The organism is Nocardiopsis sp. CNZ308, from assembly GCF_004217075.1.
Window position 1 is genome coordinate 2,560,173 of record NZ_SHKJ01000001.1, and the last position, 16,759, is coordinate 2,576,931.

Genomic DNA, 16,759 nt, shown 5'->3' on the forward strand with positions numbered 1-16,759 from the left:
GGAAAACCCGTGTCGTTGCTGTTCACCCGGGTGCGGACATGCCAGTGGAGGGCACCCGGAGGAGGGTCCGCCGTCGTCGGGCGATCCGACCGCCCGGTCGGGGGGTCAGTGCCAGCGCGTGGACAGGATGACGGCCACGATGATGCCGCTGAAGCCGATCAGCAGGTTCCAGTTCTGCCAGTCCTGCATGTAGGGGATCTGGCTGCCCGCGATGTAGTAGACGGCGATCCACAGGATGCCCAGCGTGAAGAAGCCGAGCATCGCCGGTGCCAGCCAGCGCGGACTGACCTTGGGCTTCTCCTTCGAAGGAGGCGGCGTGTAGACGGCCTTCTTCTTGCGATCGCTGCGGGACTTGGGCACGGTCGCTGCTCCAGTACGTGGGGCGGGTTCCTGAACGAGAACACAGTCTACGCCCCGGGGGGAGCCCCCGTCACCGGCGGGACGCACCGGATCCGCGTCGGGTTCCGGAGGCGCCGGGTCGCGTGCTCCCCGGCGGCCGGGCGCTCCCCCGCCGACCTGCGCGCGGGCCGGCTCCCGTTCCGCGGCCTCGCGGGCGCCGGGAGCGGGCTTCCGTCGATGTGGGCCGCCGCTCCCCCGGGCTGTGCGAGGGGGACCCCGCACGGGCCGGGGGAGCACTCCCACGGCGGGTGCCCCTCCGCCCCTGGACGTGCCCGGCACACGACGGCGGGCCGCCCCGTGCCCTCGCACGGAAGCGGCCCGCCGTCACACCCTGTCGGTTCAGTCCCTGCGCATGGACGGGAACTCGAAGCCGTCGTCACCGCCGGGCGGGGTCTGGCCCCCGTCATCACCGTCGGGAGGCGTCTCGCCGCCGTCCGGAGGGGACTCGCCGCCGTCGTCACCGCCGGTCGGCGGCCCCTGCGTGGCCGGTTCGACCGCGAGCACGACGTTCACCGTGCTCCCGGGCGCCACGTTCTGCCCCGACCCCGGGTCCTGCCGGATGACCGTGCCGACCGGGCCCTCCGTGCTCGGCTCCTCGGAGAAGGAGGCGGTCAGGTCCCTCTGCGCCAGCGCCGACTCCGCGCCGTCGCGGGTCATGCCGACCAGGTCGGGCACCTGCACCTGGTTGGGCCCGGAGGAGATCAGCAGCGTGATGTCGGTGTCCGGCGCGACCGACTCCCCGGCGGCCGGGTCGGTGCCGATCGCCTGGCCCTCGGGCACGCTGTCGTCCGCCCTCTGCTCGGAGGTGACGTTCTCGAAGCCCGCGTCGTTCAGGGTGCCGGTCGCGTCGGACTCTGACTGGCCCTGCACGGACGGGATCTCCAGGGCGTCCGGGCCGCTGGAGACGTACAGGACGATCTCCTCGTCCACCGGGACCTCGTCGCCGGCGGGCGGGTCGGTCTCGATGACCTGGCCCTCCTCGACGTCCTCGCTCGCCTGCTGCTCCGGGGTGACGTTCTCGAAGCCCGCCTCGCTGAGGGAGGACTGGGCCTCCGCGACGGTGGACCCCGCCACGTCCGGTACCGCCGCGGTCTGCGTCTCGGGATCCCCTGACCCCAGGTTCATCAGCACGAACACCAGGATCAGGGAGGCGATCACGCCGACGCCCAGCAGGACCCACAGCGCGGTCTTGCCGCGGCCGTCCTTCCCGCGGTCGTCGTAGCGGTCGTCGTAGTCGTCGTCGTAATCGTCGTAGTCGTCGTACCGCTCGGCGGGCGCGGGCGGCATCGCCGTCGTGGCGCCGGCGGCGGCCATGGCCATGGTGCCCGCCTGGGTGGGCATCCCGGCCAGGCCGCGCTGGATGTCGGCGCGCATCTCGGCCGCGTTCTGGTACCGCTCCTCGCGGTTCTTGGTCATCGCCCGGAGGGTGACGTCCTCCAGCCAGTGGGGGATCTGGGGGTCGATCTCGCTCGGCGGGACCGGCTCCTCCCGCACGTGCTGGTAGGCGATCGAGACGGGCGAGTCGCCCGTGAACGGCGGACGGCCGGTGAGCAGCTCGTAGAGCACGCAGCCGGTGGAGTAGATGTCGCTGCGCGGGTCGACCCGCTCGCCGCGCGCCTGCTCGGGGGACAGGTACTGGGCGGTACCGATGACCTGGGAGGCCTGCGTCATCGTCGCCTGGTTGTCGTCCATGGACCGGGCGATGCCGAAGTCCATCACCTTGACGTCGGCGTTGCGGGTCAGCATCACGTTCGCGGGCTTGATGTCGCGGTGGACGATCCCGTTGTCGTGGCTGTACTCCAGCGCCTTGAGGATGCCGTCGACCAGCTCCGCCGAGCGCTCCGGCAGGAGGCGGCGGTCGTCGTCCAGCAGCTCCTTCAGGGTCCGCCCGTCCACGTACTCCATGACGATGTAGGGGATGGACACCCCGTCGATCATGTCCTCGCCGGTGTCGTACACCGCGATGATGGCCGGGTGGTTCAGGGAGGCGGCGGACTGCGCCTCCCGTCTGAACCTGGCCTGGAAGACGTGGTCGCGAGCCATGTCGTGTCGGAGGGTCTTGATGGCGACGAGCCGGTCGAGACGCAGGTCGCGTGCGCGGTAGACCTCGGCCATGCCGCCGCGCCCGACGATGGTGTCGAGCTCGTAGCGTCCGCCGAGGAGCCGGGGCTGGGACATGTCGTGTAGTGATCCTCGTGTCTTCCGGAGGCCGCCCGCGGGCCGCCGCCTACCCTGAACGTCTCTCGCTCACGGTCTCTAGGTGGTGCCTACTTCTTCTCCGCCGCCGTTTCCGCCACCGTTGCCGCCGTCATTGCCCCCGCCGCTGTTGCCCGGGGGAGTCTCCTCACCCTCCGGCGGTTCCGGGGTGCCGTTGTCGGGCGGAGGGCTCTGGCCGCCCTCGGAGTCGTCGTTCTCACCGTCTTCGGGGGCGTCGCTCTCCTCGGCGCCCTCGTCCGGGGAGGGGCTCGGACTCCCCACCGGATCCTGCGGCTCGGCGTTCCAACCGGTGTCGCCCTCCGGGGCCGCGGGGACGTCCGCCGGGGCGGACTCCACGGGCTCCTCGGTCTCCTCCGGTGAGGAGGAAGGGGTCGCCGCAGGGGGGTCGACGGTGTCGCGCATGTTGCCCACCTCGGACCTCCCGTTGGACAGGAATCCGGCCACCACCGCGGCCGCGATGATGATCGCCGCGGCCGCGGCCGCGAGGATCACGGGCACGCTGACGCGGCGGCTCCGCTCCGGTGCCCCGGCCAGCCTAGCCGACGCGTCCTCCTGACCGGCGACGGCGGTCGGCTGCCCCCCGGTCCGGTACGCCATCGAGCCGGAGCCGGGCCCGGTCACCGCTCCCACCACGGCGGTCTGCGCCATCCCCTGGAACCCGGTGGAGGGTGTGGGCGGACCGGTTCCGGCGTTGGAGCGGATCACCGCGGCCGTGTGCGCGACCTCGCTGGCCGACGCGGGCCGCTCCTCGGGCTCCTTCAGCAGAAGGGAGGACACCAGGTGGTTGACGTCGTCGGGCACGTCCTCGGGCAGTTCCGGCGGCTCGTCGCGGGTGTGCGCCAGGGCCAGCGCCACCGGTGTGTCACCGGTGAACGGCGGTGTTCCGGCCAGGCACTCGTAGGCCACCACGCCGAGGGCGTACAGGTCCGAGGAGGAGGTCGCGGGCCTGCCCGAGGCCTGTTCGGGGGAGATGTACTGGGCGGTGCCCATGACCATGCCGGTCTGGGTGAGGGTGACCGACATGTCGCCGCGGGCGATGCCGAAGTCGGTCAGCTTGAGCTGGCCGTCCGGGGTGACCAGCAGGTTGCCCGGCTTGATGTCGCGGTGCACCACGCCGCGCGCGTGCGCGGCGGCCAGGGCCTTGGCCGCCTGGTACACGAAGTCCAGGGTCTGGTCCGCGCTGAGGTGGCCCTGCTCGCGCAGGACCTGCGAGAGCGGTTCGCCGACCACGAGTTCCATGATCAGGAAGGCGCGGCCGTTCTCCTCGCCGTAGTCGTAGACCTGGGCGATCCCGGGGTGGGAGAGGCCGGCGGTGATCCGGCCCTCGGTGCGGAACCGCTCCCTGGCCGTCGGCTCGGCCATCTGGGAGGGGTGCAGCAGCTTGACCGCCACGGGCCGGTTGAGCAGGGTGTCTGTGGCCTTCCAGACCGTGCCCATGCCACCGGAGCCCACCTGCTCCTCCAGGCGGTAACGGTCGCTCAGAACGGTCCCGGTGAGGTCACCGGGACCGTTCTGGGAAGACGGTTCGTAGGCGCTCACTACTGAACCACTGCCTCCATCATCTGCCGGGCGATCGGCGCGGCCAGCTCGTTTCCGCTGCCGCCGCCGTACTCGACCACGACCGCGACCGCGATCTGCGGGTCGTCAGCCGGGGCGAAGCCGATGAACCAGTTGTGGGTGGGGCTTCCGTCACCGGTCTCGGCGGTACCGGTCTTTCCCGCGACCTCCATGCCGGAGATGGCCGCGTTGGTACCCGAGCCGCCCGGCCCGGTCACCAGGGTCATCATCTCGGTGAGGGACTCGGCCGTGCTGGCGCTGACCGCCTGCGAGTAGCTCTCCGGACTGGTCTGGGTGACCACGGACAGGTCCGAGTCGCGCACGGTGTCCACCGCGTAGGGCTTCATGACCTCACCCGAGTTGGCCACGCCCGCGGCGACCATCGCCATCTGGAGCGGGGTCGCCTGCACGTTGGACTGGCCGATGCCGGCGCGGCCCAGGATGTTGCGGTCGGTCTCCACCGGGGCGCTGCTCGGGATCACCGACAGCGGGACCGTCAGCTCCTCCTCGCGGTTGAACCCGAACGCGGTGGCCTGCTCCGACAGGGCCTCGCCGCCCATCTCGATCGCCCAGTTGGCCATCGAGGTGTTGCAGGAGATCTGGATCGAGTGCGCCAGGGTGTCGGGCTGGCCGCCGTTGCAGGTCCCGCCCGGGGTGGCGTTGGGCAGCGTGCCGCCCAGCTCCAGCACGTCGGGCGCCTCCTGGGTGGTCTCCGGGGTGGCGCCCATGTGCTCCATGGCCGCCGCGGCGGTCACCACCTTGAACGTGGAGCCCGGCGGGTAGAACTCGTGGAGGGCCCGGTTGAGCAGCGGCTTGCGCGGGTCGGCCTCCAGCTCCGTGTAGTTGGTCACGGCCGAGTCGATGTCGGTGACGCTGACGACCTCGTTGGCGTCGTAGGACGGGTAGGACACCGCGCCCAGGATCGCCCCCGTGTTGGGGTCGAGCGCCACGGCCGCGCCGTTCTTGTCGCCCAGGCCCTGGAAGGCCTCGTAGCCCGCCTGCTGCACCCCCGGGTCCAGGGTGAGCTGGACCTGGGCGCCCTCGGGCTCGCGGCCGGTGATGATGTCGCGGAAGTTGCGCACCGCCAGCCGGTCGTCGGTGCCGTCGAGCAGCGGGTTCTCGGTGAGTTCGATGCCCGAGGCGCCGTAGGTGCGGAAGGACCCGACGATCGGCGTGTACAGTCCGCCGCCCTCGTACATGCGCTGGTACCTGGGGGACTGGCCCTCGTCGGCGATGTCCTCCGAGTAGGCCACGTTGTCGTCCGCGACCAGGATGGGGCCGCGGGCCTCGCTGAGCCGTTCGGTGAACTGGCGCCGGTTGAGCGGGTCGTCCTTGATCGCCTGCGCCTGGAAGCCCTGGAGCCAGGTGACGTTGGCCATCAGGATCAGGATCAGGAGGAAGGAGAAGATGCTGAGTCTGCGGATCGGTGTGTTCATCGTCGGATCACCTGTGTCGCGCCCTCGTCCTGGATGGCCTGTGGTGCCGGGCGCCTGGCGTTGTCGCTGATGCGGAGCAGGATCCCCATCATGATCCAGTTCGCCAGCAGCGCGGAACCGCCCGATGCCATGAAGGGCGTGGTCGAGCCGGTCAGCGGGATCACCCGGGTCAGGCCGCCCAGGACGATGAAGACCTGGTAGGCCAGGAGGAAGGCGACACCGCTGGCCAGCAGCTTGTTGAACGCGCCAGTGGTCGCGAGCGCCATGCGCATGCCGCGCTCCACCAACAGGCCGAGCACCATGAGGATGGCGAGCAGGCCGGTCAGGCCCAGCTCCTCGCCGATCGTGGCGAGGATGAGGTCGCTGTCGGCGGCGAAGGTGTCGTACAGGGCCCCCGCGCCGATGCCGGTGCCGAAGAGGCCGCCGTAGGCCATGCCCACCAGCCCCTCCACCAGCTGCTGGCTACCGCCGACCGCCTCGTACACCTCCTGGTCGAAGGCGTTGATCCAGATGTTGACGCGGGCCTGGACGTGCCAGAAGAGCAGGTAGGCCACGAACGCGCCGCCGGCGAACAGGACCAGGCCGATGGTCACCCACGAGGAGCGCTGGGTGGCCACGTACAGCATCGCCAGGAACGTGCCGAAGAGCAGCAGCGAGGTGCCCAGGTCGCGCAGGAGCACCAGCATGCCGATGGCCAGCACCCAGCCGACCAGGATCGGCGCCAGGTCGCGTGCCCGGGGCAGTTCGATGAGCGTGAAGCGGCCGATCTTGATCGGCTTGCCGACGATCTGGAGCACCTGGCGTTTGCTCATCAGGTAGGACGCCAGGAAGATCACCAGGGCGATCTTGGCGAACTCCGACGGCTGCATGGTGAACGGCCCGATGCCGATCCACAGCCGGGCGCCGTACACCTCCTGGCCCAGGCCGGGGATGATCGGCAGGGCGAGCAGGATGATCGCGACCAGGCCGCTGATGTAGGTGTAGCGCTGGAGGACCCTGGGGTCCTTGAGGAAGATGATGATGAGGAAGCACAGGGCCAGGCCGATCGCCGTCCACATCAGCTGCGAGCCGACCCCGGCGCGCTCGATGTCCTCGGCCTCGCCCGCCTGGATCCGCCAGATCATCGCCACGCCGATGCCGTTGAGGAACAGCGCGCAGGGCAGGATCAGCGGGTCGGCGTAGGGCGCCACGAAGCGCATCGCCACGTGCGCGGCGGCGGACAGGGCCGCGAAGGTCAGGCCCACCGTCCACATCGCGCCGGGGACCTGGCCGTTGAGGTTGACGCCCGCGATCGCGATGCCCGCCATGGTGATGACGATGGCGGAGAGGATGAGGACCAGTTCGGCGTTGCGCCTCTTGACGGGTGGCAGCGCGGTGGGCGCCTCGGGTTCGGAAGCCTTACTCACGCGGGCTCACCCGGACCCTTCCTCGGTCCGGGCCCCGGCCGCGCCCTCGCTCAGCACGTCCACGCTCGCCCGGGCGTCGTCCAGGCTCTCCGCGGGCAGGGTGTTCTCCACTGATCCGCGGTCGGCCTCCGAGAGCGAGTCCAGGGTGATCCCGGTCTCCTCCACCTCCTCCGACAGGCTGAAGCCCGCGATGTCGGTGTTGATGCCCTGGTAGATGCTGACGGTGTCCCCCGAGGGGGAGGGGCCCACGTAGTACTGGCTGTTCACGTAGCGGCTGCCGAAGTAGTACGTGGCCCCCGCGACGACGGCGACCACGACCAGGAACACCAGCACCATCGGCCACCAGCGCCTGCGGCGGTACTCGGGTTCGGGACGGCCCCGCCGGTCGGCCGGCGGGGCCTCGTAGTCGTCGTAGTCGCCGTTGTAGGGCTCCTGGTAGGCGCCGCCCGCGGCGTAGGCGTCCGGGCCGGGCTCGTCGCGGACGGGGTCCATCTCGGCGGTGTCGCCGGATCCCCCGCGCAGTTCCTGCGCCCGTCTGGCGGGTGTGTCGTTGCCCTGGTCGACGTTCTCGCGGCGCTGGTCCGCGGCGCCGACCACCTGGGAGGTGCGGGTGGGCCCCTCGCTGTCGGTCTCGGCCTCGATGACGTCGGCGACGACCGCGGTGATGTTGTCCGGGCCGCCGCCGCGGATGGCCAGCTCGATGAGCTTCTTGGCCGCGCCGCGCGGGTCGGCCTCGGTGGCGAGGGTCTCGTGGATGGTCTTCTTGCTGACCACGCCGGAGAGCCCGTCGGAGCAGAGCAGGTAGCGGTCGCCCGCCTTGGCCTCGCTGATGGAGATGTCGGGGTCGACCGGGCTCTTGCCGTCCAGGGCGCGCAGGATGAGGGAGCGCTGCGGGTGGGTGGCGACCTCCTCCTCGGTGATCTTGCCCTCGTCCACCAGGGTCTGCACCAGGGTGTGGTCGTGGGTGATCTGCTCGAAGCGGGGGCCGCGCATGAGGTAGGCGCGGGAGTCGCCGATGTGGATGAGCGCCACCCGCGGACCGGCCCAGAGCATGGCCGTCAGGGTGGTGCCCATGTTCTCCAGCTGGGGCTCCTCCATGATCCTGCGCGACAGGGAGGCGTTGGCCTGCTCGACGGCGCGCTGGAGCACCTCGGCCATCTCGTCGGACCGGGGCGGCTCGGAGTCGAGGCGGCGGATCGAGGAGATCGCGATGGAGCTGGCCACCTCGCCGCCCGCGTAACCGCCCATGCCGTCGGCGACCGCGAGGAGGTTCTGGCCGGCGTAGCCGGAGTCTTCGTTGCCTTCGCGGAGGCATCCTACGTCGGAGTACGCCGCGTATCGGAGAGCGATTGTCATTTGCGCAGTTCCAGGACGGTTTTGCCGATACGGATGGGCTGTCCCACCGTGATGGGCTGGGGGCGGTTCAGCTTCTGCTGGCCGAGGTAGGTGCCGTTCGTCGAGTTCAGGTCCTCCACGAACCAGCGGCCGTTGTCGGAGTAGACGCGCGCGTGGCGGCCGGACGCGTAGTCGTCGGTGATGACGAGGGTGGAGTCCGGAGCGCGTCCGATGAGGATGGGCTGCGAGGCGAGGTCGACGCTGGTGCCCTTGAGCGACCCCTGGGTGACGACCAGGGCCGTGGGCTCGTTCCGGCGCGCGCGGGGCGGCCGGGCGGGCTGCGCCGACGAGTACGACGGGGAGGGGTCCCGGTCCCGGCGCGGCGCCGCCGGGCGCGGTTTCCTCCGGGGCTTCTTCTTGGAGCCGAAGAGATCCGTGCGGATCACACCGATCGCGGTGAGGACGAACAGCCAAAGCCCCGCGAGATACACGATCTTGATCAGTATGAGGGTCAAGTTGGACATCGAACTGCTCTTCAGCCCCTGTCGTGCTTCGGCCGGGATGGCGGTCATCTGCGCCGCCACCATGTCTGCCCACCTTCGGGTCGGTGAGTCTCGAGGTCGCTGGGCGCGGCCTGCGGCCGCGGCCATTGTGCCCGATCGGTCAGGTCTTCGCGGAGACTACCCTCCCGGCCGGATATCCGACAGCGGGCCTGAGCCCGGCCCGCCCCTTGTCAGACGCCCGCGGAACCGCGTTGGTTTTCTGGTTCCACCGCGGGACGTCAGTCGCGGCGGAACGTCATGGTGGTGCGGCCGAGGCTGATCCTGCTGCCGTCCACCAGGCGGGCCTGCCTGACCTGCTGTCCGTTGACGAAGGTCCCGTTCGTCGAACCCTTGTCCACGAGGATGGCCTCGTCGCCGTCCAGCCGGATCTCCACGTGGTGGCGGGAGACGCCGTTGTCGACCAGGCGCAGGTCGCAGTCGGTGCCGCGGCCCAGGAGGGTGACCGGGGTGGTCAGCTCGAAGGACTGCTGCATCCCGTGGCTGGCGATGGCGCCCTCGGCGGCGGCGCCGCCGGGGGAGATCAGCAGGCGCGGACGCCCCGCCTGCTGCTGGCCCCCGCTCGGACCGGGGTCGCCGACGGGCTGGCGGACCTCGCCGTCCTTGCCGACCATGGTGCCGCGCACGACGCCGGAGCGGATGCGGAAGCGGCCGGTCTTGAGGCCTTCGTCGGACCTGAAGTGCACGCGGACCGGCCCGACGAAGGAGTAGCCCTGCTCCGTCGCGTAGTCGCGTGCCAGCTTGGACAGCTCCTGCCCCAGGCTGTCGGCGTAGACTTCGAGGCGCTCCTTGTCGCTGGTGGCCAGCTCGACGATGAAGTCGTTCGGGACCAGGGTGCGGCCCTGGGCGACGATGGCCGCCCGCTCGTCCATCTCACGCTGGACGGCGCTCGCCACCTCGACCGGTTGGAGCTCGGACTTGAAGGCCATCGCGAAGGTGCCTTCGATCATGCCCTCAAGCCTGCGCTCGAAGCGTTGGAGCACTCCCACGAGGTACCTCCCTTTGTACTCCACTTCGTATGTGTAGACGATCGTAACCGGGTAAAGGTGCCCCTGGTTTCAGGCGCACCCCCGGGACGGCCGCCCGGGGCCGCGGACCGGTGGTCCGAAAAGCGTGTGCGACCCACCTTCAGACCGTGCTAGCCTTATGCATGTCGCCAGGGGGAAACGGCCGAAAAGCCCGGTTCACCTGGCAACACAACTGAATGGCATGTCACTCGGGCGGGTGGCGGAACGGTAGACGCGCACGGTTCAGGTCCGTGTGTCCGAAAGGATGTGAGGGTTCAAATCCCTCCTCGCCCACGTTGCGCGGGTTGCTGCTCGCTAGCCTTCGGCTAGCTCGCGGCAGCCCGCGGTTTCTTTTTCGGGGGGCGACCCCCGTGCCCCCGCTTGGCGCGGGTCACTGCTCGTCAGCCTTCGGGTAGCTCGCGGCAGCCCGCGGTTTCTTTTTCGGGGGGCGACCCCCGTGCCCCCGCTTGGCGCGGGTCGCTGCTCACCGGTCTCCGGCCGGCTCACGACAGCCCGCGATCAGTCTTTCGGGGCACACCCCCTTCGTACCCCGGTGGGGCCGAGATACCCGGCGAGGGTCGATCGACCGCTCCACCGGGTTCCCGTGCTCTCCGGCTCCCCACCTGGCGGAGGCGGTGCCGGACCCGGTCGCGGTGCCGTCGCGCGTGCCTCGCTAGCGGGAGGTCCGGGCCGCTGATCAGGCGTTCGGCCCTCAGCCGCCTTCCCGGTCCGGTCCCGCGGACGCACCGGGAGCGCACCACGGACCGGAACCGGGTGGTGTCGTCCCCCCGGCCCCGGCGCCCGTGTCGTCAGCTTCGCTCCTCCCCCTCTCCCCTCATCAGTCGGCCCTCCTCGCCCCGTCGAGGTCCCACACCCGCAGGTGCCCGCACATGCCGTTGCGCAGCGGCCCGGGAGGGGAGTCGGCGGTGTAGACGGCCGAACCGGTGAGGTGTTCCCCGTCACCCCGGCCCAGCGCCTCCAGGTGCCGCACGGTGGTCCCCGCCTGGTGGACCGGGCCCCTGTCGACGTGGTGGCGCCATCCGGCGGCCCGGTCCCGGACCAGCTCCGTGGCGGCCCGGTACAGCCCCTTCAGCGCGTCCGGCCCCTCCCGCTCCACCCGCTCCCGCAGCTCCAGGTAGCCCTCCACAGCGAGGTCCCGGCGCTCCCGCGCCGCCCGCTCGGCCGAGGTGACGGCCCGGGGCAGCACGGTGGCCCGCCGGTAGGCGTCCGGGTCGACCAGGACCCGGCCCGGGTAGGTGAGCACGGCGTCGCCCGACTCCGGCAGACCGGCGTTCTGCATGACGACCAGGATCTCCAGGTCGCCGCTGTCGTTGACCAGCCGGTGCACGGTCCCCGGCGTGAACCACAGCAGGCTGCCGGGCCGCAGCGGGGTCCGCTGGAACCCCGCGCCGCTCAGGGTCTCCAGCACGCCCTCGCCCCGGAGCACCACGTAGCCCTCCGCCGACGCGGTGTGCAGGTGGGGCGAGCCCCCGGCGCGGCCGTCGACGGCGGGCCAGGCGTAGACCCGCAGGTGGGAGACGGCGGTGCAGCCGGGGAACCCGGGCACACGCGGGGCGTTCACCGCTCCTCCCCGCCGGAGACCCCGACCGTTCCGCCGCCGGAGCCCGTCTCGGCGGACTCGGCGGCCGCGTCCTCCAGTTCGCCCAGGCCGAGGTCGGCCAGGGCCCTGGCCCCCTCCGCTCCCCGGTCCCCGTCGGCGACGACGACCGCGTACCGGTAGGCGAGGGAGCTCCCCGCGGGGACGGTCACCACCTCGTCGAAGAAGGGCGCCGGGCACACGCAGGCGAAGATCCCGCTGCGCACGAACCACTTCACGGGGTGGCCGGGGTTGTCGGGGGCGTCGGCGAAGACCAGGGTCGAAGCCCCGTCCTTACCGTCGTGGCGGCCGGTGAAGGCCAACCAGGGCGACCGCGCCCCCATGAGGTCGTCGTCGCCCTCCCGCCCCTCCGCGTAGGCGCGGCCCCCGCTGAAGGAGCGGGGACCGCGCCAGAACAGGCCCCCGTACCCGGCGTTGGGCCGCCCCTCCGTGGTGGGGCTGCCGAAGGGGACCTCCTCCTCCGTCAGGTTGGTGAAGGAGGTCGTGAACACCATCGTCCAGGCCCCCCGGTCGGGGGCCGCGGTGAACCGCAGCCCCCGCCGCTCGGAGAACCAGGTCTCGCCCTGCTCGGTCACCCACTCCAGCCGTTCGCCGATCGAGACCCGTTCCGGTGAGGCCTCGATCCGATCGAAGGAGCGGTGCTCTGTCGAGCCGTCGTTGGCGAGCTGCCGGTACCCCGCGTCCCGGAGGTAGGTCGGGCCGCCCCAGAAGTTGGCCGTCCCGACGTTGGGCAGGGACCACGCGATCCCCTTGTGCCACACGTGGTCGTGCGGCCGGTACAGGCTGACGGTGTCCCCGCCCAGGGTGCGGACCGGGTGGAGGTAGGGGCGCGGCGACTCCAGCTGCGCGTCCCAGGGCCGGTACACGTAGCGGACGAGTTCGCCTCCGTCGTGGGTCAGGCGCAGCGAGCGCCCCTGTTCGTGGACCAGCCCCAGGCCGCTCCGGACGGGTTCTCCGCCGCCTGCCGTGGTCGCCGTGGTGTGCGCGGACATGTCCTTGTCCCTTCTGTCGCCTCTGTCGCCGGGGGGCGCGGCCGTCACTCCTCGATGAAGTACTGCTCGGGGTTGGTCGGCCCGGGGTCGTTGTAGTTGCCGGAGGAGGGCATCGACCCGGGCACGTTGTGGAAGCCGTCCGCGACGATCCCGTAGCCGGTCGGGCTCAGGCTGACGCCCATCGCGTAGAACCTCTCCTGGGAGACCGACAGGAACTCGCGCATCAGCTCCTCGCGGGCCTCGGGGTCGGGCTCGGCCTGGACGGCGTCGTACAGCTCCAGGTGTTCGCGCACGTCGGCGGGCGGCTCCTGGGAGCGCGGGTCCTCGCCGTCGGAGACGTACCACTGGGCCCACGGGATGGCGAAGTTGGACTCCCCGCTCTGGGTGGGGGCGTACCATCGGGGGTCGTACATCGCGTCCATCATGCCGTTGTCGCCCGACCACACGTTGGCGTCGTGCTCGTTGTTCTCCCGGCGGGTCTGCCACAGCGAGCGGTCCTCGGTGTTGAGCTCCACGTCGATGTCCAGCTCCTGCCAGAAGCCGACGACCATCTCCATCGAGTCCACGATGTCGGGGCGAAAGTCCGTGGGCACCGACAGCGTGAAGCGCACCGTCTCGCCGCGCGGGCTCGTGCGGAAGCCGTCGGAGTCGCGTTCGTCGTAACCCGCCTCGTCGAGGATCTCGTCGGCCAGGTCCGGGTCGTACTCGGTGTACTGCTTGGCCAGCTCCTCGTTGTGGAAGGGGCTGTCCTCGCGGGGCGCGCCCTGCCAGGGCTCGCCCTGCTCGCGGTAGACGACGTCGATGATGTCCTGGCGGTTGACGGCGTGCGAGAGCGCCACCCGGAAGTCGCGGTCGTTGAAGGTCTCGCGCAGCTCCTCGTCCTCGTGGGTGAGGTTGAGGGAGATCATCGCGGTGTTCATCTCCGCGGGCCGCAGCTCGAAGAAGTCGTAGCCGCCCGACTCGCGCGCCTCGGCCAGGGTGGGCCTGTTCTCCAGGGTGTTGAAGTGCCGCGAGTGCATGTCGAACTCGCCGTTGAGCGCCCTGACCAGCATGACCTCCTCGTCCGGGAGGATGTCGAAGACGACCCGGTCGATGTAGGGGAGCTGGTTGCCCTCGGTGTCCACCTTCCAGTAGTAGGGGTTGCGCTCCAGCACCATCCGCCCGGAGTCGGCGAGCGGCTCCACGACCCGCCACGGGTACATGGTGGGGATGTCGGGGTTCTGCCAGTACCGGGAGCTGTCGATCACGCCCGCCTTGGCCTCGAACATCTCGACCCAGCCGGCGTACCCCTCCTCCTCGGCCAGCTCGTCGGCGTCGGGGTTGTACTCGATGTGGAACCGCTCCAGGTAGTGCTTGGGCTTGGTCACCACCTGGTACTGGAGGAGGTCGTACCCGGCCCACAGGGCGTCGGGCTCGTCGAAGGTGATGGTGAAGGTCCGCTCGTCCACCTTCTCGGCGGTGCCGGGGCTGGCGGCCGCGACCGGCGTCAGCGCCTCGTTGTTGAAGATGTCGTTGAAGGCGAACACGACGTCGTCGGAGGTGAACGGCTCGCCGTCGGACCAGCGCAGGCCCGCGCGCAGGGTGAAGGTCAGCTCGGTGGCGTCCTCGCTGTACTCCCAGGACTCGGCGAGGTTGGGGATCACCTCCTGCCACTCCGGGTCCCAGCGGGTGAGGTTCTCGTAGCCCACGGTCCTGCCGAGCCAGGGCCAGTCGCCCACGCCGAGGATGGCGCTGTTCCACTCGCCGCCGTACACGCCGACGCGGTCGTGGGGCTCCACCACCAGCGGCTCGTCGGGCAGCCGCTCCTCCAGCGGGGGCAGGTCGCCCGACTCCACGAGGGCGGTGAGCATCGGCGCCTCGCCGGTGCCCTCCACCCGTTCGCCCTCCTCGACCTCGGGATCGAGGGAGAAGAAGGTGCACCCGGCGGTCACCACGACCGCCGCCGCTCCCGCGGCGGCGCCCAGCCACCGCCTCGCGCCGCCTGGCGTTCGTCGTCTCATGATTCGTGCTCCTGCCTCGTGGGGGGTTCCCGCCTCGCGCGGGCCGGGGGACCGGTGGTCGCGGTGCCGGGCGCGGAGTCCGCGGTGATCCCGGCCAGGTCGAGTTCCCCGGCGTGGTGGCACGCCACCGTGCGGCCCGGCGCGACGGTGCGCGGCGCGGGCTCCTCGGCGGCGCACAGACCGGTGGCGTACCGGCACCGGGGGTGGAAGGGGCAGCCGGACGGCGGCCGCGAGGGGTCGGGCACCTCGCCGGTGAGCCGGACGCGCTCGCGGGTGCCGCGCAGTCGCGGGTCGGGGATGGGCACCGCGGAGATCAGCGCCTCGGTGTAGGGGTGCCTCGGCCGCCCGAACAGCTCGTCGGTGGGCGCGACCTCCACGATCCGGCCGAGGTACATGACCGCGACCCGGTCGCACACGTGCTCGACCACCGACAGGTCGTGCGAGACGAACAGGTAGGTCAGGCCCAGGTCGTCCTGGAGGTCCTGGAGGAGGTTGAGGATCTGCGAGCGCACGGAGGTGTCCAGGGCGCTGACCGCCTCGTCGGCCACGACCAGGCGCGGGCCCGGGACCAGGGCGCGGGCGATGGCCACCCGCTGGCGCTGGCCCCCGGAGAACGCGTGCGGGTGGCGGCGCAGGTGGTCGGGGTGCAGCCCCACCCGTTCCATGACCTCGCGCACGCGCGCCTCCAGCTCCTGTCCGCGCAGCCCCAGCAGCATCCGCAGCGGCTCGCCGACGATGTCGCGCAGGGTCATCCGGGGGTTGAGGGAGGACTGCGGGTCCTGGAAGACCATCCGCACCTCCCGCCGGTAGGCGGCGGTGTCGCCGCGGGGCAGCGACAGGGCCTCCAGGACGCGGCCGTCGGAGGCGCGGTAGCGGATCTCCCCCGAGGCCTCCGGGCGGGCCCGCATGACGCTCGAACCCAGGGTGGTCTTGCCGCACCCGGACTCCCCGACCAGGCCGAGGGTCTCGCCCGGGTACACGTCCAGGTCCACCCCGGCCACGGCCCGCACGTGGCGGGGGCCGCGCCGTGAGCGCCCGCGCACGGGGTAGTCCACCCGCAGGCCGCGGATGCTCAGGACGGGTTCGGCCGGGGTGGCGGACGCGGGTCCGCGCGGCGCGGGGTCCGGCGTCGCGGCCGGTGTCTCAGTCGGCATCGACGGTCTCCTCGCTGGTCGGTTCGGCGCCCGCGCCGCCGGGGGCCGGGGCGCCGCCCTCCAGGAGGCAGCGCACCCGGCGGCCGGGTCCGGGGGCGGTGACCGGGGGGACGGTGGTGTCGCACAGCCCCTCCACGGCCTCGGGGCAGCGGGTGCGGAACACGCAGCCGGTGGGCTGGTTCCCGGGGTCGGGGATGGCGCCCCGGATGGTGGGCAGGCGGCGTGAGCGGGTCGCGCCGATCCGGGGGACCGCCTCCAGCAGGGCGCGGGTGTAGGGGTGGCGGGGGTCGTGGAAGATCTCGTCCACCGGCCCCTGCTCGACCACCGTGCCCAGGTACATGACGGCGACCTCGTCGGCGATCTCGGCGACGACGCCCATGTCGTGGGTGATGAAGAGCAGGCCCATGCCGGTGTCGCGGCGCAGGTCGGCGAACAGGTCGAGGATCTGGGCCTGGGTGGTCACGTCCAGAGCGGTGGTGGGCTCGTCGGCGATGAGCACGCGCGGCCCGCACGCCAGGGCCGCCGCGATCATGACCCGCTGGCGCATTCCGCCGGAGAGCTGGAAGGGGTAGGAGTCCGCGACGCGTCCGGCGCCGGGGACCCGCACGCGTTCGAGCAGGTCCACGGAGCGCTCGCGGGCCTCACGGCGGGACACGCGGTGGTGCACGCGCAGGGACTCGCCGATCTGGTTGCCGACGGTGTGCACCAGGGACAGCGAGGACATGGGCTCCTGGAAGACCATGGCCACCTCGCGGCCGCGCACCGCGCGGATCTCCCTGCCGGTGGGGTGCAGGGCGGCCAGGTCCACGGGCTGCCCGCCCCCCTGTTCCGGGTGCAGCAGGATCCGGCCGCCCACCACCTCGCCGGGCGGGTCCACCAGCCGCAGCACCGAGCGGGCCATGGCGCTCTTGCCGCAGCCGCTCTCGCCGACCACGCACAGCGTGCTGCCCCGGCGGACCGCCAGGTCCACCCCGTCCACGGCGCGCACCACGGCGTCGTCGGTGGTGAAGTGGGTCCGAAGGCCCTGGATGTCCAGGACCACGTCGTCGCGGGTCTGGGCCGCCACGGCGGCCACCTC

At 71.6% G+C, this 16,759-nt stretch carries 13 protein-coding genes and 1 tRNA gene; 1 reads left to right on the forward strand and 13 read right to left on the reverse strand.

The window, feature by feature from the left end:
• Positions 1-105: 105 nt before the first annotated feature.
• The 8 genes from EV372_RS11085 to EV372_RS11120 form a co-directional block, all read right to left on the reverse strand.
• Positions 106-360 carry a cell division protein CrgA gene (locus EV372_RS11085; protein ID WP_013156232.1) on the reverse strand — a complete coding sequence of 85 codons (255 nt, stop codon included), beginning with the start codon at positions 358-360 and terminating at the stop codon, positions 106-108.
• 378 nt (positions 361-738) lie between these two features.
• Positions 739-2,577: a Stk1 family PASTA domain-containing Ser/Thr kinase gene (gene pknB / locus EV372_RS11090; protein ID WP_130395940.1), complete on the reverse strand. Its 1,839-nt coding sequence runs from the start codon at positions 2,575-2,577 to the stop codon at positions 739-741.
• A gap of 78 nt (positions 2,578-2,655) precedes the next feature.
• Positions 2,656-4,155: a serine/threonine-protein kinase gene (locus tag EV372_RS11095; protein ID WP_130395941.1), complete on the reverse strand. Its 1,500-nt coding sequence runs from the start codon at positions 4,153-4,155 to the stop codon at positions 2,656-2,658.
• Complete coding sequence (locus EV372_RS11100) at positions 4,155-5,609, reverse strand: peptidoglycan D,D-transpeptidase FtsI family protein (RefSeq protein ID WP_130395942.1); 1,455 nt, start codon at positions 5,607-5,609, stop codon at positions 4,155-4,157. Before EV372_RS11100 ends, EV372_RS11095 begins: the two co-directional genes overlap by 1 nt.
• Positions 5,606-7,015, reverse strand: a complete 1,410-nt coding sequence (locus tag EV372_RS11105) for an FtsW/RodA/SpoVE family cell cycle protein (protein ID WP_130395943.1) — start codon at positions 7,013-7,015, stop codon at positions 5,606-5,608. The genes EV372_RS11100 and EV372_RS11105 overlap by 4 nt, the downstream gene beginning before the upstream one ends.
• 6 nt (positions 7,016-7,021) lie before the next feature.
• Complete coding sequence (locus EV372_RS11110) at positions 7,022-8,371, reverse strand: Stp1/IreP family PP2C-type Ser/Thr phosphatase (protein WP_130395944.1); 1,350 nt, start codon at positions 8,369-8,371, stop codon at positions 7,022-7,024.
• Complete coding sequence (locus tag EV372_RS11115) at positions 8,368-8,874, reverse strand: FHA domain-containing protein FhaB/FipA (RefSeq protein WP_174547308.1); 507 nt, start codon at positions 8,872-8,874, stop codon at positions 8,368-8,370. Before EV372_RS11115 ends, EV372_RS11110 begins: the two co-directional genes overlap by 4 nt.
• A 257-nt stretch (positions 8,875-9,131) precedes the next feature.
• Entirely contained in the window at positions 9,132-9,899 is a 768-nt protein-coding gene (locus EV372_RS11120; RefSeq protein ID WP_013156239.1) for an FHA domain-containing protein, read from the reverse strand.
• Between the two features lie 229 nt (positions 9,900-10,128).
• Here EV372_RS11120 and EV372_RS11125 point away from each other — a divergent pair.
• Positions 10,129-10,211: transfer RNA gene (locus EV372_RS11125), tRNA-Leu, on the forward strand.
• Positions 10,212-10,755: 544 nt separating this feature from the next.
• Here the strand turns inward: EV372_RS11125 and EV372_RS11130 are convergent.
• The 5 genes from EV372_RS11130 to EV372_RS11150 all read right to left on the reverse strand — a co-directional run bounded on the left by EV372_RS11130 (position 10,756) and on the right by EV372_RS11150 (position 16,756).
• On the reverse strand, positions 10,756-11,499 hold the full coding sequence (locus EV372_RS11130; protein WP_130395945.1) for a cupin domain-containing protein: 744 nt from the start codon (positions 11,497-11,499) through the stop codon (positions 10,756-10,758).
• On the reverse strand, positions 11,496-12,527 hold the full coding sequence (locus tag EV372_RS11135) for a DUF6807 domain-containing protein (RefSeq protein WP_130395946.1): 1,032 nt from the start codon (positions 12,525-12,527) through the stop codon (positions 11,496-11,498). Before EV372_RS11135 ends, EV372_RS11130 begins: the two co-directional genes overlap by 4 nt.
• Before the next feature lie 44 nt (positions 12,528-12,571).
• On the reverse strand, positions 12,572-14,458 hold the full coding sequence (locus EV372_RS11140; RefSeq protein WP_130398869.1) for an ABC transporter substrate-binding protein: 1,887 nt from the start codon (positions 14,456-14,458) through the stop codon (positions 12,572-12,574).
• Positions 14,459-14,523: 65 nt separating this feature from the next.
• Positions 14,524-15,681, reverse strand: coding sequence for an ABC transporter ATP-binding protein (locus EV372_RS11145; RefSeq protein ID WP_130395947.1), 1,158 nt, complete (start codon positions 15,679-15,681; stop codon positions 14,524-14,526).
• Complete coding sequence (locus EV372_RS11150; RefSeq protein ID WP_130395948.1) at positions 15,671-16,756, reverse strand: ABC transporter ATP-binding protein; 1,086 nt, start codon at positions 16,754-16,756, stop codon at positions 15,671-15,673. Before EV372_RS11150 ends, EV372_RS11145 begins: the two co-directional genes overlap by 11 nt.
• Positions 16,757-16,759 lie beyond the last annotated feature (3 nt).

Bases quoted from the DNA above. Each gene is read 5' to 3' on its own strand.
- pknB (WP_130395940.1), bottom strand. From the start codon at position 2,577: ATGTCCCAGCCCCGGCTCCTCGGCGGACGCTACGAGCTCGACACCATC.
- EV372_RS11100 (WP_130395942.1), bottom strand. From the start codon at position 5,609: ATGAACACACCGATCCGCAGACTCAGCATCTTCTCCTTCCTCCTGATC.
- EV372_RS11110 (WP_130395944.1), bottom strand. From the start codon at position 8,371: ATGACAATCGCTCTCCGATACGCGGCGTACTCCGACGTAGGATGCCTC.
- EV372_RS11115 (WP_174547308.1), bottom strand. From the start codon at position 8,874: ATGTCCAACTTGACCCTCATACTGATCAAGATCGTGTATCTCGCGGGG.
- EV372_RS11135 (WP_130395946.1), bottom strand. From the start codon at position 12,527: ATGTCCGCGCACACCACGGCGACCACGGCAGGCGGCGGAGAACCCGTC.
- EV372_RS11145 (WP_130395947.1), bottom strand. From the start codon at position 15,681: ATGCCGACTGAGACACCGGCCGCGACGCCGGACCCCGCGCCGCGCGGA.